General features: G+C 72.7%; 12 protein-coding genes and 1 tRNA gene. 9 read left to right on the top strand and 4 right to left on the bottom strand.

Annotated features, from left to right (window positions below; genetic code table 11):
• Positions 1–39: 39 nt before the first annotated feature.
• Entirely contained in the window at positions 40–618 is a 579-nt protein-coding gene (locus OHA73_RS17365) for a hypothetical protein (protein WP_267070339.1), read from the top strand.
• 189 nt (positions 619–807) lie between these two features.
• Here OHA73_RS17365 and OHA73_RS17370 read toward each other — a convergent pair whose 3' ends face one another.
• Both OHA73_RS17370 and OHA73_RS17375 read right to left on the bottom strand, forming a co-directional pair.
• Positions 808–1,680: a spermidine synthase gene (locus tag OHA73_RS17370; RefSeq protein ID WP_267070338.1), complete on the bottom strand. Its 873-nt coding sequence runs from the start codon at positions 1,678–1,680 to the stop codon at positions 808–810.
• Between the two features lie 79 nt (positions 1,681–1,759).
• Positions 1,760–2,203 carry a hypothetical protein gene (locus OHA73_RS17375; protein ID WP_266718623.1) on the bottom strand — a complete coding sequence of 148 codons (444 nt, stop codon included), beginning with the start codon at positions 2,201–2,203 and terminating at the stop codon, positions 1,760–1,762.
• A gap of 295 nt (positions 2,204–2,498) precedes the next feature.
• On the opposite strand from OHA73_RS17375, the gene OHA73_RS17380 reads away from it, so the two are divergent.
• Complete coding sequence (locus tag OHA73_RS17380; RefSeq protein ID WP_266710648.1) at positions 2,499–3,875, top strand: tetratricopeptide repeat protein; 1,377 nt, start codon at positions 2,499–2,501, stop codon at positions 3,873–3,875.
• Positions 3,876–4,836: 961 nt separating this feature from the next.
• Here the strand turns inward: OHA73_RS17380 and OHA73_RS17385 are convergent.
• Complete coding sequence (locus OHA73_RS17385; RefSeq protein ID WP_267070337.1) at positions 4,837–5,436, bottom strand: histidine phosphatase family protein; 600 nt, start codon at positions 5,434–5,436, stop codon at positions 4,837–4,839.
• A gap of 242 nt (positions 5,437–5,678) precedes the next feature.
• Between OHA73_RS17385 and OHA73_RS17390 the strand changes: the two genes are divergently transcribed.
• The 7 genes from OHA73_RS17390 (at position 5,679) to OHA73_RS17420 (ending at position 12,049) form a co-directional block, all read left to right on the top strand.
• Positions 5,679–6,608, top strand: a complete 930-nt coding sequence (locus OHA73_RS17390; RefSeq protein WP_267070336.1) for a phosphatase PAP2 family protein — start codon at positions 5,679–5,681, stop codon at positions 6,606–6,608.
• Positions 6,532–7,689 (top strand): hypothetical protein, encoded by a 1,158-nt coding sequence (locus tag OHA73_RS17395; RefSeq protein WP_267070335.1) that lies wholly within the window; start codon positions 6,532–6,534, stop codon positions 7,687–7,689. Before OHA73_RS17390 ends, OHA73_RS17395 begins: the two co-directional genes overlap by 77 nt.
• Entirely contained in the window at positions 7,686–9,284 is a 1,599-nt protein-coding gene (locus tag OHA73_RS17400) for a hypothetical protein (RefSeq protein ID WP_267070334.1), read from the top strand. The genes OHA73_RS17395 and OHA73_RS17400 overlap by 4 nt, the downstream gene beginning before the upstream one ends.
• Positions 9,281–10,648: an AAA domain-containing protein gene (locus OHA73_RS17405; protein WP_267070333.1), complete on the top strand. Its 1,368-nt coding sequence runs from the start codon at positions 9,281–9,283 to the stop codon at positions 10,646–10,648. The genes OHA73_RS17400 and OHA73_RS17405 overlap by 4 nt, the downstream gene beginning before the upstream one ends.
• Positions 10,649–10,846: 198 nt before the next feature.
• A complete protein-coding gene (locus OHA73_RS17410; RefSeq protein ID WP_266710658.1) occupies positions 10,847–11,197 on the top strand; it encodes a hypothetical protein in 351 nt (116 codons plus the stop codon).
• A gap of 146 nt (positions 11,198–11,343) precedes the next feature.
• A complete protein-coding gene (locus OHA73_RS17415; RefSeq protein ID WP_267070332.1) occupies positions 11,344–11,985 on the top strand; it encodes a bifunctional DNA primase/polymerase in 642 nt (213 codons plus the stop codon).
• Positions 11,976–12,049 (top strand) — tRNA-Lys (locus OHA73_RS17420). Before OHA73_RS17415 ends, OHA73_RS17420 begins: the two co-directional genes overlap by 10 nt.
• Before the next feature lie 203 nt (positions 12,050–12,252).
• Here the strand turns inward: OHA73_RS17420 and OHA73_RS17425 are convergent.
• A complete protein-coding gene (locus OHA73_RS17425) occupies positions 12,253–13,545 on the bottom strand; it encodes a M6 family metalloprotease domain-containing protein (RefSeq protein WP_267070331.1) in 1,293 nt (430 codons plus the stop codon).
• Between the last annotated feature and the right edge of the window lie 237 nt (positions 13,546–13,782).

Genomic DNA, 13,782 nt, shown 5'->3' on the forward strand with positions numbered 1-13,782 from the left:
CGGGACAGCCGGGGCGGGTGTGGTGCAGTATGGCCCGCGATGCACGAGAGCCCGCCCCCGCCTTCCCCGAGCCAGGACCACCCCGGCCGTCGACGGCTCACCCACGGCGTCGCGTGGCTGCTCGCCACCGGGGCCGCGGTGACGCTGTCGTGGTGGGGCGTCCACACGGTGATGTCGGGCACGGTGTACGACCCGCCGCAGGCGCTGCCCGTCGCGGCCACGCAGGACGAGCCGGACGCGAAGCCGCCGGTGTCCTCCTCGACCCACCGGCCGGAACCGTCGACGTCGACGCGCAAGCCGTCGGCGTCACCGAGCCGTACGTCACCGTCCCCGTCGAGGTCGGCGTCCTCCCCCTCGCCCACCCCTCGTACGACGTCCCCCGCGCCGCCGTCCTCCGGCTCGGTCAAGAGCTACGCGACGACCGGCGGCCGCGCGGTCTTCGACCTCCAGAAGACCTCGGCCACCCTCGTCTCCGCGACACCCGCCGCGGGCTGGTCGGTCGAGGTGTGGAAACAGGCGACGTGGATCCGCGTCGAATTCACCTCGGGTGAGAAAAAGGTCTCAGTCTTCTGCACGTGGCACGACCACGAGCCGACGGTGGAGATCGCGAAGTACTGACCGCTTTCAGCCCCGCTCTTGGACGAGAGCCCGCGGGGCCAGGGGCTTTCAAGCCCCGCTCTGGGACGAGACTCGCGGGGTCCGGGGCAGAGCCCCGATCTTTCAAGCCCAGCGGCGGGTGGGCAAATCCAGCCCCGCCGGCGTTTGAGGCGCGGGGCCCGGGGCAAAGCCCCGCGACGTGGGCCACGACTAGCGGAACACCGACGGCGGCGGAGCCGGAGACGCCTTCGCCGACGCATCGGTGACCGCCCCCACCCCACCCGTGAAGTCCACAAGCTCCTTGCCATGCACAACCCGCCCCGGGTGAGGGTCCCCCGCCGCCCGCCGCGTCAACTCCGCCACCCCCAACACCCCCGCGGACGCGACCAGCACCGCGTTCCCGAACCGCTTCCCCCGCAACACCGCCGGATCGGCGACGAGCGCAAGCTCGGGAAAGACAGCCGCGGCAGTGGCGATCTGCCCCCGCAGATACGCGAGCGGCGGCCCGTCCGCGATATTCGCGACATACGTCCCCGCCGGCCGCAACACCCGCCGCACCTCCGCCAGGAACTCCGTACTGGTGAGATGCGCGGGCGTCCGGGCCCCACTGAACACATCGGCCACGAGCACGTCCGCCCAGTCGTCGGGCAACTTGGCCAGCGCCTCACGCGCGTCGGCGGTCCGCACCCGGATCCGCTGCCCCGGGTCCAACGGCAGCGTGCCGCGCACGAGTTGGATCAGCGCCCCGTCGCGCTCCACGACCTGCTGCGTGGAGCGGGGCCGGGTGGCGGCGACGTAGCGGGCCAGGGTGAACGCCCCGCCGCCGAGGTGCACGGCCTGCACGGGGCGGCCCCGCTCGGCGGCCAGATCGATGACGTGCCCGATACGGCGCTGGTACTCGAAGGTGAGGTGGCCCGGGTCGTCGAGATCCACGTGCGACTGCGGCGCACCGTCCACGAGCAGCGTCCAGCCGGCCGGACGGTCCCGGTCGGGCACCAGCTCGGCGAGCCCACCGTCGACCTTCTCGACCACGGCTTCCCGCCCCGCGCGCCCCTGCCCCTGCTTCCCTCGCGACCTTCCCATTCGGCCATTATCGACGGCCGCGCCCGGAACGGCTCAGCGGTGGTTGCCCACCGGGGCCCCGGCCCCCGCACGCACGGACTCAGCGGTGGTTGTCCGCCGCCTCGATCATGCGCGCCGCCTCGTCGAGCGCGGCCCGCAGCACCGCGGGGTCGGTGACCAGGTCCGTGAGCCCCTCCACGGGGTCCGGCGGGAGCAGCCAGCCCGTGCCCTCGACCGGTGGGTCGGGCCGGGCACCGAGCGCGAGGCCGCGGCCCTGCGTGTGCGTGCAGTCGCTGCCGGGCACGTCCCAGCCGTCGGCGGTGCCGGGCGGGACGAGGAAGCCGAGGGTGTCGCCGCCCCCGTCGTGCAGTACGGGACCAACCGTTTCCGTACAGCCGCGGCGCAGGATGTCGACCGCCTCCAGGCCCTGCCGGGCCGGCACGGTGACCAGGTCGCAGTCGCCCGGCGGCGATGCGCTGCTCTCCTCGCTCGGTCGATGCCGCACCGTCGTGGGAGTCGTTGGGGTCGTGGGAAGTGACAGCATGGGCTTGGTCGCGTCCAACACGTCGGTCCCTCCTCGCTCGTGGGGTTCCGCCGCAAGGTTCAACGCGTACGCGCCGTCAACAGCTACGGCGGCACGCCGCCGCAAAGGATGGCAGTTCATGGCGGATCGTGGGTGAGATATCCGGTTTGTAGCCAAACCCAGCGTGTCGGGGTCGTGACAGCCGGTACCTTCGAGCCTCGCCGGAACATGGAAGTTGCGGCAGCCCTCCCCTCGGGGCCCCGGGCGCTCCCAACTTCCCTGCCGTCCGGCACGGTTCGCACGGGAGGACCCGCTCATGACGTCGTCGCCGATTGCCTCGGACATCTCGACGCCGCAGTCTCCACGACCGAACCTCGCCTTCCGGGAGCTGCGCGGCCAGCGCTCGCCGGGCGAGTTCGCGGCCGCGGTGCGGCGCGCGGCCCGGGAGATCGGTGAGCGGGTCAGCTGCGACGCGCGCTACATCGGACGCGTGGAGGCCGGCGAGATCCGCTGCCCCAACTACGCGTACGAGCGGGTGTTCCTGCACATGTTCCCGGGCCGGACCCTCGCGGACCTGGGGTTCGCGCCCCGCTCTGCGGTACGTGGCCGGGGTGCGCGCCCCGCCGCTGCCACCGCCGACGCGCAGTACACGTGCCACGCAGAAAACAAGGAGAGCGACGTGCGACGTCGCGCATTCATGACCGGCATGACCGGTTCGACAGCCACCGTGGCCGTTGCCGCCCTGGCGCCCTTCGGCGTCCCCACGCTTCCCGCGGACCTCGACCGGCATCCGGCACGGGCCGGGATCAACGCCGTCGAGGAGGCGATCCGGCGAATCCGGCTGCTCGACGACCGGCACGGCGCCGACGGCCTGTACCGGCGGGCCTCGACCCCGCTGCGGACCGCATTCGAGCTGCTCGACGCGGGCCCGGGCCAGCGCGAGGTCACCGAGCGACTGCAGGCCGGGGCGGGTGAACTGGCCATTTCCGTAGGCTGGTTGGCCCATGACTCGGGCCGCTTCGACGACGCGCGCTCGCACTACGCGGAGGCGCTCGCGACGGCGCGGATGGCGGGCGACGAGGCGTTGGAGGCGCACGCGTTCTGCAACACGGCGTTCCTGGCGCGCGACGCGGGGCGCCCCCGCGAGGCGGTACGCGCCGCCCAGGCCGCGACCCGCGTGGCGTCCCGCCTCGGCTCGCCCCGGCTGCTGTCCCTCCTCGCGCTACGAGAGGCAGGCGGCTGGGCGGGGTTGGGCGACCAGCCCTCCTGCGAACGCTCGCTCGCCCGCGCGCAGGCGCTGTTCGCGCGGGGGGCGTCGGACGCGGATCCGGAGTGGATGTCGTTCTACGGCGAGGCCGAGTTGGAGGGCCTGGAGGCGCAGTGCTGGTCGGCGCTGGGCGGCTGGGACCGGGCGTCCCTGCACGCGCGGCGCGCGGTGGCCCTCCAGGATCCGCACTTCACCCGCAACATGGCGTTGTACACAGCCGAGTTGGCCGACGACCTGGCGCGCGCTGGTCACCCCGACGAATCGGCTGCAGAGGGTCTGCGCGCCCTCAACCTTCTCCAAGACGTCCGCTCTTCCCGCATCGAGGGCATGCTGGCCACGACGGCCCGCGTCCTCCTCCCCCACCGCCGCGCATCGGGCGTCTCCGCGTTCCTGGACACCCACGCGATGTCGCGCCGCTCGGCCTAGTCACCCGCCCCTACGCCACGGGGCTCCGCCCCGGACCCCGCGCCTCAAGCGCCGGCGGGGCTAGATTTGCCCAACCCGCCGCTGGGCTTCAAAGATCGGGGCTCCGCCCCGGACCCCGCGAGTCTCGTCCCAGAGCGGGGCTTGATTTGCCCACCCACCGCGGCACTTGAATTGACCACCCGCCGCAGGGGCTTGAAGTGACCCGCCCACCCGCAAGCGATCCCCCGGCTCCCGCCCATCTCCCACAGGGGCGTCGGCCCGACGGGGTGCCGCACCACGCCTTGGGCGACCCGGCGACGACCACGGCTCCCCACCCGTTGCGGTCGACGCCGTCCCCACCTTGGGCGAACCCCGCCAGCCGCAGCTCCCCGCCCGTTGCGATCGACCGCCGCCCCCGCCTTGAGCAACGCCAACCCCGGCTCCCCACCCGTGACGGCCGACGCCGCCCCGCCTTGGGCAATCTGCCGCCTGGGGCGGCAGGGTGGGCAAGGCGGCACCCCGGTGCCGCGCACCCCTTACGACGGGCCCCGCCCCGGCACAGCAACCCGGACCCGGGACGGGCCGAAGCCCCCGGAGGGGGCGGGCGGGCGGGCGATAACCGGGCACCGGCGCAGCCGGACAAGGACCGGTACCGCGGACCAGTGCCCACAGGCACCGACCCCGGCAGAGCAGCACCCGGACCCCGGACGGGCCGAAGCCCCCGGAGGGGGCGGGCGGGAGGGAGATGACCGGGCACCGGCACAGCCGGAAAGACACCGATGCCGCACGCCGAACGCAAAGGCACACACCCCGGCACAGCCGGAAAGGCACCGGTGCCGCGCGCCGAGCGCAGGGGCACCCACCCCGGCACAGCCGGACAAGGACCGGTACCGCACGCCGAACGCAAAGGCGCCCGCCCCGACGCAGCCGGACAAGGACCGGTGCCGCGCGCCGAGCGCAAGGGCGCCGACCCCGGCACCGCTCAGCCCACCGCCAGGTGCCCCGTTTCGTTCCAGGACTCCAGCGCCGGCTCCCCGTACGCCCACCCGAGCACCGACAGCGACGTCGGGTTCAGCCGGATCCGCGCCGCGAAGTCCAGCGGGAATCCGAGCCAACGCGCCCCGATCGACCGCAGGATGTGACCGTGGGCGAAGACGAGAACGTCCCGGTCGGCCGAGCGCGCCCACTCCACGACCTCGTCGGCCCGCGCCGTCACCTCGGCGAGCGACTCCCCCTCCGGCACCCCGTCCCGCCAGATGAACCAGCCGGGCCTGCGCTCCTGGATCTGCGCCGGCGTCAGCCCCTCGTACGCCCCGTAGTCCCACTCCATGAGCGCGTCCCACACAGTCGCCCGCTCCCCGAACCCGGCAAGCTCGCACGTCTCGCTCGCCCGCACCAGCGGGGACGTCCGCACCTCCACCCCGTCGAGCCCGTCGTACGGCGCACGCCCGAGCCGCTCCCCGAGCAGTTTCGCGCCACGCCTGCCCTCTTCCAGGAGTGGAATGTCCGTCCTCCCGGTGTGCCGTCCGGACAGCGACCATTCGGTCTGTCCGTGCCGGGCCAACAGGATGCGCGGTGCCATGAGGAGGCCTCTTTCGAAACTACAAGCAACTACAAGGGTTCAAGGGTGAACATAGGACGAGCGGGAAGGCTCGCCCCGTCCATCATCGCGCAACCCACAGGGAGGTCGCCCGGCGGGCAACCCGTGGCGCGATCGCTGCGTCTAGGAGGGTCGGGGGTCGCCCACACAGAGCCCCATATACACCGTAAGAGTGAGGCCGTGGCCAGAGGCCGGCGCACGAGCGAAGAGGGGGAGCGGCCCGCATGTCGCAGACCGACGAGGCACCGCGCACGGAAGCGATACCCGGCGCCGGGCTCCGCTGGTGGACGGAACTGCCGCTGATCCTCCTGGTGTACGGCGCGTACTCGGCGGGCCGACTGCTCGCCCGTGGCGATGTGGGACAGGCCGTCGACCACGGTCTCGCGATCCTCCGGGCCGAGCAGGCCGTCCGCCTCAACCTCGAGCACCCGCTGAACCGTCTCTTCACCCGCGAACCGTGGCTCGGCGTCCCCGCGGACTTCTGGTACGCCTCGCTCCACTATCTGGTCACGCCGATCGTCCTCGTCTGGCTGTTCCGCCGCCGCTCCGAGATCTACCGCACGGCCCGCACGTGGCTGATGACCTCGACGATGATCGGCCTCATCGGCTTCGTCCTGCTGCCGACCAGCCCGCCCCGGCTGCTCGCCGCGAACCACGGCTTCATCGACACGATGGCCCACTACAGCTCGTACGGCTGGTGGGGCGGCGCGGCCAGCGCTCCCAAGGGCATGGGCGGCCTGACCAACCAGTACGCGGCGATGCCGAGCCTGCACGTCGGCTGGGCGCTGTGGTGCGGCGTCCTGCTGTGGCGGCACGCCCGCTCCCCGTACGTGAAGGCGATGGGTGTCGCGTACCCGCTGCTCACCACGGTCATCGTGATGGGCACGGCCAACCACTACTTCTTCGACGCGCTCGCCGGGGTCGCGGCGATGGCCCTCGGCCTGCTCCTGACGAAGCCGGTGCGGCTCGTCGCGGCACGCCTGAAGGACCGGGCGGGCCTCGTGCTCGCGGGGGCGCAGGCCTCCCCTTCCGCCACGCACGCCCCGATTGTCAGTGGAGAATGCCAGACTTCCCAGGGTGAGCGAATTCCCCGACAGCGCAAGGCAGCCGCGTCGCAGGACAGCGACGACGGGGCTGCGGCACCGGCTCGCTGAACTGCGCGGCCCCGACCATCCGCCGCGTCCGCTGGACGCCCGGGCCCTGGCCGCGCTCGCGGCGAACCCGGGCTGCCGAAGGCGGGCGCTCCTGGACGGCGCGGGGGTCGACAAGGCGCGCGTAGCGGATGCGTTGGGCTCACCGTCCTCGTTCGGCCAGTCCCAGTTCGCCCTGGCCCGCGGCAATGTGTTCGAGGCGCGGGTGAAGTCGGACGGCGGCGCGGAGCTGCTCAAGCTGGTCCACGCGCGCGTGGACGGCACCGCGCCCGAGCCGACGCCCGATGTCGTACGGGCCCCCGACCTGTCGGCGATCGGCCCCGAGGGCCGCACGGCGCGCACCGCGCTCGCCCTCCGGGAGGCCGTCGAGTCGCCGGGGACCTGGACGTTCCTGGACCACCCGATGTTGGCGCTCGACGTGGCGGGCAGCCCGGCGTTCCTGGAGCCGGACGCGGTGGTGGTGCATCCGGACGGCAGCTGGACGGTCGTCGAGATCAAGTCGTTCCCGATGATCGACGGTGCGGCGGACGCGTCGAAGGTGGGCGCGGCGGCCCGCCAGTCGGCGGTGTACGTGCTGGCCCTGGAGGAGGTCGCGGCGCGGATGCCGGACGCGGAGGTGCGGGTCAGGGACCGGATCGTCCTCGTCTGCCCCAAGGACTTCTCGAACCTGCCGGCCGCGTCGGCCGTCGACGTGCGCAAGCAACGGTCGGTGACGCGCCGCCAGTTGGCGCGCCTGACCCGCGTGGAGGACATCGCGGCGGAGCTCCCGCCCGGCACCGTCTTCGACCCGGAGCTGCCCACGGACGAGCTGACGGCGGCGGTCGAGTCGGTTCCCGCGACGTACGCGCCGGAGTGCCTGGCCGCGTGCGAGCTGGCGTTCCACTGTCGCGACCACGCGCGCGGGGAGGGCGCGGTGACCGCGCTCGGCCGCCCCTTGCGCGCCGAACTCGGCTCGCTGACCACGGTCGACGAGGTACTCGCCGCCGCCCACGGCGAGGCGGGCGACCCGACGGACCCGACGGTGGCGGCGCTGCGCCGCGCGGCGACGCTGCGGGCCGAGGCACTCGGAGGTGCGCACCGGTGAGCCTGATCAACCACCTGGCCCGGCTTGAAGCCACCCACTCCGGGCGCGCGCAGCGTACGGCCACGGTCCGGCACCGCCACCTGTCCCAGCGCCCCCTGGTGGTCGTGCCGCTCACGACGGCCGGTGAGACCGGCGCTCCGCTCGGCGCGCTCGTCGGCACCGAGCGCACGTCACCGCGTCTCCTGGTCGTCCCGCAGCCCCGCGACCGCGACCTCCGCTTCGCGTTCCTGACGCAACTGGCCGATGAGGTCCTGCCGTACATCGACACGTACGCCACCGATGTCGAGGCCGCAGAGCGCAGCGAGGTCGACCCGGAGACCGGCAAGAAGGTCAAGGTCGAGGTCGAACTGTGCGCGGACGCCCCGCAGATGATCGTGCCGGGCCGCGCGGGCATCGAGTTCCTCCGCCTCCTCGGCCGCTCCATGCGCTTTCGCCGCACCGCGGAGCAGGACCCGGAGACTCCCTACCCCGCGCCGCCGCACGTCCCGCTCCTCGGCCGCTGGCTCACGCACTTCGGGGAGCGGTCGCGGGTCCCCGGCTCCGCCCTGCTCCTCGCGATGACGGACCTGCTGTCGCGGCACTGGGCGACGGGCCAGTCGAGCCTGGAGGACCAGCACTTGGGCGCGCTGCTCGCCTGGATCGAGGCACCGGAAGGCACCTCGGGCGCGGCGGCCGCGCTCGGCGCCGAGCTGGACCGCGACAGGCACGGGCAGCTGCTCTGCCCGCCTGCGGGCCCCGCCACGGACCCCGCGTTCGACAACAAGCTGCTCGCGCCCGCGATCGAGCGCTACGACAAGGCCCGTACGCGCCACGCGGCCGCCGAGGACGCCGTCGAGGCGGAGGGCCGCCTCGCCGAACTGACCGCGGCCGAGCGGGAGATCAACGCCCTGGTCGAGTCCCGTACCCGGCCCACCTGGGACGCGGTGTGGCGCGGCCTCGACCAGCTGTGCACGCTGCCCGAGGGCGCGTACGCGGCGGAGCGCTGGACCCGCGACCGCTGGTCGTTCACCGGGCACCGCGACCGGGTCCTCGCGGGCGAGCCCCCGCAGCCGCGCCGCGACGACGCGGTGACGGCGGCGAACAAGCTGGCCACGCGCGAGCGCGAGCAGGCCCGCCTGGACGCGCAGGAGGCGCTGGACGACCCGCTGGTGATGGCGGGCCGCCGCCTCTCGGGCGAGGCGTTCGCCGGTGAGGTGACCGAGGTGGTGGCGGCGTACAACGAGAAGAAGCGGCCCCGCCCGCTCGTCACGCTCCGCACGCAGGACGGACCGCGCCTCGGCGTGGGCGTGAAGGTGTACCGCACCCTCGAAGGCAAGCCGCAGACGGCCGAGTTCGTGGGTTACGAGGACGAGGGCGCCGAGGGCGCGGACGCCCCCGTCGTGCTGCGGATCCTGGACAAGATGGGGCGCGGCAAGGAGCCGGCCGAGGGCTCGCTGCCGGAGAAGGGCGAGCGGATCTGCTGGACGCTGTTCGAGCACGAGCAGCGCGGCGGCCCCAAGCTGCCGGAGCCGGAGGAGACACCGTGGACGCACGGCGGCCCGCCGGGGACGGGCGCGGAGTCGCCCGACACCGTGACTTCGGAGGACGTGCTGTGACCACGACGACCACGCCCACAACCACGACCACCGCCCTCAGCCCGTCAGAGGCGGCCGGGCAGGCGACCGCCGCCATCCTCCGCGACACCCTGCACGGCACGGCGCGCGGCATCGTCGTCGACTCGCCTCCCGGCGCCGGAAAGTCCACCCTCGTGGTGCGCGCCGCGCTCGAACTCGCGGACGCGGGCCGCCCGTTGATGATCGTTGCGCAGACGAACGCGCAGGTGGACGACCTCGTCCTCCGCCTCCACACGAAGAACCCGGAGCTCGCCGTCGGCCGACTGCACAGCAGCGACCCGGACGCGTACGAGAAGGCGCTCGACGACCTGCCGAACGTCCGCCTGTCGACGAAGGTCGGCGACCTGTCCCCGCTGCCGATCGTCGTCTCGACGGCCGCGAAGTGGGCGCACGTCAAGGACGTCGAGCCGTGGCCGCACGCGATCGTCGACGAGGCGTACCAGATGCGCTCCGACGCGCTGCTCGCCGTGGCGGGGCTGTTCGAGCGGGCGCTGTTCGTGGGCGACCCGGGGCAGTTGGACCCGTTCGCGATCGTCGGCTCGGAGCAGTGGGCGGGCCTGTCCTACGACCCGTCGGCCTCGGCGGTGTCGACGCTGCTCGCCCACAACCCGGAGCTGCCGCAACACCGCCTCCCGGTCTCCTGGCGCCTGCCTGCCTCGGCGGCGCCCCTGGTCTCCGACGCCTTCTACCCGTACACGCCGTTCCGCAGCGGCACGGACGAGGGCGACCGGGAGCTGGGCTTCAAGGTGGCGTCGGACGGTTCGGGCCCGGACCTGGTCATCGACGAGGCGGCGGCCTCCGGCTGGGGCCTGCTCGAACTCCCCGCCGCGCACACGCCACGTACGGACCCGGAGGCGGTACGGGCCGTGGCCCTGGTCGTACGACGACTGCTCGACCGGGAGGGCGTCACGCGCTCCGAGTCCGGCGAGGGCGCGCTTACGGCGGACCGGATCTGCGTCGGCACCGCGCACCGCGACCAGGCGGCGGCGGTACGGGCGGCGCTGGAGGACCTCGACGTCAAGGACGTCACCGTCGACACGGCGAACCGCCTTCAAGGCCGCGAGTTCGACGTCACCGTCGTCCTGCACCCACTGTCCGGACGCCCCGACGCGACGGCGTTCCACTTGGAGACGGGCCGGCTCTGCGTCCTCGCGTCACGGCATCGGCACGCGTGCGTGGTGGTGTGCAGGGCCGGGGTCGCGGACCTCCTGGACGAACACCCGTCGGCGGACCCGGTGCAACTCGGGGTGACGGTGAAATTCCCGGACGGCTGGGAGGCGAACCACTCGGTCCTGGCCCGCTTGGCGGAACACCGAGTCGGCTGGTCAGGCCCCTCCGGCGATTGAGCAGCTTCGAGACCACAATCAAGCCCCTGCGGCGATTGAGCAGCGGGGTCCGGGGCAGAGCCCCGATCTTTTGCCCCGGACCAGCCCCACCCCTCCACCCGCCCCCGGCGGAGCCCCCCGCCCTCTTGCGGGCCGAAGGACAATGGAAGGTGGCCCGACACCGAACCGCGGGCCACCCCGGCAACAGGAGGCCGCACGATGGCGGAGCCCGACCGTACTCACCAGCCCCGGCTGCGACCCGCCCCGCTGATCTTCGAACCCGCGGAGGCGTCCGCCGACCCGGAGCACTTCTTCGACCTGGAGTCCATCGAGGACCCCCGCGACCTGCTCACGCGCGCCACGGAGCTGACGCACGCGTTCCGCTCCGCGGCGGACCGGTCCATGGAGTTCCAGGCCGTCGCCGCGGCGCAGCTCGCGGACCCGCGCCGCTTCGACCGGCTCACCACGGCGGACATCGCGGAGCGCGCGGACTGGACCGAGGACTATGCGAAGAAGATGGTCGAGTTCGGCCGCGATCTGCTGCGCGGGAGCCAGGAACAGACGACGTGACGAGGGCCGCGTCGGGGCCGCGCAGCGAGCCAGAAAGATCATTTGGCATATGCCAGGTGGGCAAGATACTCCACCCCGCCCACCCCTGTCCCGATTTTCCGCAACCCTTGGCAATCGCCCCCTCACCCCCTGTAGATGTATGAGGCATGAGCACCGCGACGCCTCCGTACTCCCCCCACGCCCCGTCGGCTACGGCCCCTGGCGCGCGTGACCACTTCGACATCTGCGACGTCACCCCCGAGGGAGCCGCCTGGCTCGCCTCCGCCGGGGCGTACCCCCGATCCACGCTCGCCCACTGGGAGGCGCGACCCACGGCCCCCGTCGTCCTCCCCTGCGGATCCGCCTTCGACGTGGTGAACGTGCCCGCGATCTTCGGCCGGCGGATGTTAGACCGTCTCTGGTCCGAGGGGCCCGGCTCCGGGCCCGTCGCCACGCACCGGGGCCGCATGCTCCTGTTCACCGCGCCGGGCACGGCCCAGCGCCTGCCGTCCCTGCTCCACTGGGAGGAGTGGGGCCACGCGGTGCCGCCGCTGCTGTACCACGGCGCCGGCGACGCGGTCACGGGCCCGGCCCCCACGACCCGCGCCGCGCTCCGGCCCGACCAGCGCCAGGAGTCCCGCTGGGTCGTCGCCCCCGACACCCGTCACCCCTGGCTGCCGGGACCCGAGGTCATGCGCTGGGCATGCGTCCGGGCGGCCCGCGCGAGTGCGCAGGCCGCGGTACGGATTTCGATTTTTCCTGCCCCCGATCCTGGTGCTAATGTCTACGACGTCAACCGGCGCCATTAGCTCAGTTGGTTAGAGCAGCGGACTCTTAATCCGCGTGTCCGGGGTTCGAGTCCCTGATGGCGCACCTAAAGACAAGGCCTCTCGCGAACCGCGAGGGGCCTTTGTCGTGCGCCTCGAGGGCGGGACACCCAAGCCGGGTAGGCAATTCAAGCCCCGCACTTGAACGAGAGCCAGCGGGGTCCGGGGCAGAGCCCCGAGGCCGCAACGCCGGTGCGCGTGGGGTCCGGGGCAGAGCCCCGAGGCCGCAACCACGGTGCCGGTGTGGGATCAACCCGCCGTCGTCACCTTCACCGTCCACGCCCCCGACGCCGTCCGGTTCTCCGCCTCGACGCGGATGTTGTCGTCGCCCGGCACCGTGAAAGTTTCGCCGACGCCCACCGGGGCGTCGGCCAACGGCGGGTAGACGGATTCGCCGTAGCAGGCCTCCGTGCGGGGGTGGGCGTCGAGGACCTCCATGGGGCCGCCCCCGGACGCGGAGTCGCTGCGTACGCGGTAGACGAGAACACCCCGGCTACAGGTCGCCGCATCATTGCCGGAGCCACCTCGCGCCTCCAGGGCAATGGCACTGTCGACGCCCGTGCGGATGACGGCGAGCTTGGTGCCACCTCCCGTACCGAACGGAGAACCCGCCCCCCGCGGCCCCGTACTCAGCGGCTCCAGGGTCAACCGGGTCTCACCACTGCGCTTCACACACGTCACCTGCCGCTGATCCAGCCACCCCAGCTTCCACTTGTGCCAGCCGAACAGGTCCGGCGAGAGGCCGAACTGGCTGCCCATGACGTCCCAGTCACCGACATACGTGTCCCAGTCGCCCTTGCCGTCGGTGGGCCGGTGGTAGAGGTCGGGCAGGTCGAAGACGTGACCGGTCTCGTGCGCGAGCACATTGCGGTCCGGCGGGTGCCGCTCGAAGACCGTGACGATGCGGCGGATGTCCGTGCCGTCCGCGCGCATCGGCTGGTCGAAGTTCACGACCTTCGTCGCGTCGGAATCGACGCCGGGCGCGTCCGGGTCGGCGACGAAGTACACGACGTCGTACTTGCTGAAGTCCGTGTACGGATCCGCCGCCTTCAGGGCGTCCTGCAGATACGCGCTGCGGTGCGCGGCGTCCCAGTCGCGCTGTATGGCGTACGCGGTCGAGGGGTGCGGCATCTGGACCCACTGCCGCTGCGGATGCGGGACCAGGGAGAACTTCCCGTACGAGGCCCGGTCGAAGAAGCGGCTGGTGGACGGGAAGTAGTCGGAGGCCAGCTCGTCGGGCGTGGTCAGGGGCAGCGAGTCGGGAAACGAGAGGAAGACCATCACGGCGTTCAGGGTCTTCTTGGGCTTCGGGTACGCCGGATTCCAGGTGTCCAGACCCTCGGAGTGGTGGGCCGCGGTGCGCTCCAGGGCGCAGGGCCCCGCGAACGGAACGGCCGCGGCCGGCCCCGCGACCAGCCCCATGGCGGCCACGGCCGCAAAGGCGGTGAGCCCCGCCGCGAGTGCGCGCGGGCCTGGCTTGTCCACTCCCGCGAGTGGCTGCGGACGCGGCAAGTCGACCTCCGGGACGGGAAAGCGGGACACCCAACCCAGAGTGTTGGTATTTGATGTGATTTGCCCTGTTTATCTGGCCCGGACGAGTGACCGACGACACTCCGGTCGATCACGGAACGTCACAGCCGATCGGCCACGATCGGGCCACGACAGGAGGTCGGTCTCCGGCGAGCAGAAACGATCTACCGGGGAGATGTTCGGCGGCCCGGAACCCATGTGCACCGCGATCCAGGCTGGATAGGCCGTCCGACCTGCCTCTATGATCGG

The sequence above is a fragment of the Streptomyces sp. NBC_00483 genome (assembly GCF_036013745.1).
In the GTDB taxonomy this organism is placed as follows: Bacteria; Actinomycetota; Actinomycetes; order Streptomycetales; family Streptomycetaceae; genus Streptomyces.

What these genes read in the sequence shown, in the direction of transcription:
- OHA73_RS17365 (WP_267070339.1), top strand. Translation starts at nt 40, where the DNA reads ATGCACGAGAGCCCGCCCCCGCCTTCCCCGAGCCAGGACCACCCCGGC.
- OHA73_RS17370 (WP_267070338.1), bottom strand. Translation starts at nt 1,680, where the DNA reads ATGGGAAGGTCGCGAGGGAAGCAGGGGCAGGGGCGCGCGGGGCGGGAA.
- OHA73_RS17375 (WP_266718623.1), bottom strand. Translation starts at nt 2,203, where the DNA reads ATGCTGTCACTTCCCACGACCCCAACGACTCCCACGACGGTGCGGCAT.
- OHA73_RS17380 (WP_266710648.1), top strand. Translation starts at nt 2,499, where the DNA reads ATGACGTCGTCGCCGATTGCCTCGGACATCTCGACGCCGCAGTCTCCA.
- OHA73_RS17385 (WP_267070337.1), bottom strand. Translation starts at nt 5,436, where the DNA reads ATGGCACCGCGCATCCTGTTGGCCCGGCACGGACAGACCGAATGGTCG.
- OHA73_RS17390 (WP_267070336.1), top strand. Translation starts at nt 5,679, where the DNA reads ATGTCGCAGACCGACGAGGCACCGCGCACGGAAGCGATACCCGGCGCC.
- OHA73_RS17410 (WP_266710658.1), top strand. Translation starts at nt 10,847, where the DNA reads ATGGCGGAGCCCGACCGTACTCACCAGCCCCGGCTGCGACCCGCCCCG.
- OHA73_RS17415 (WP_267070332.1), top strand. Translation starts at nt 11,344, where the DNA reads ATGAGCACCGCGACGCCTCCGTACTCCCCCCACGCCCCGTCGGCTACG.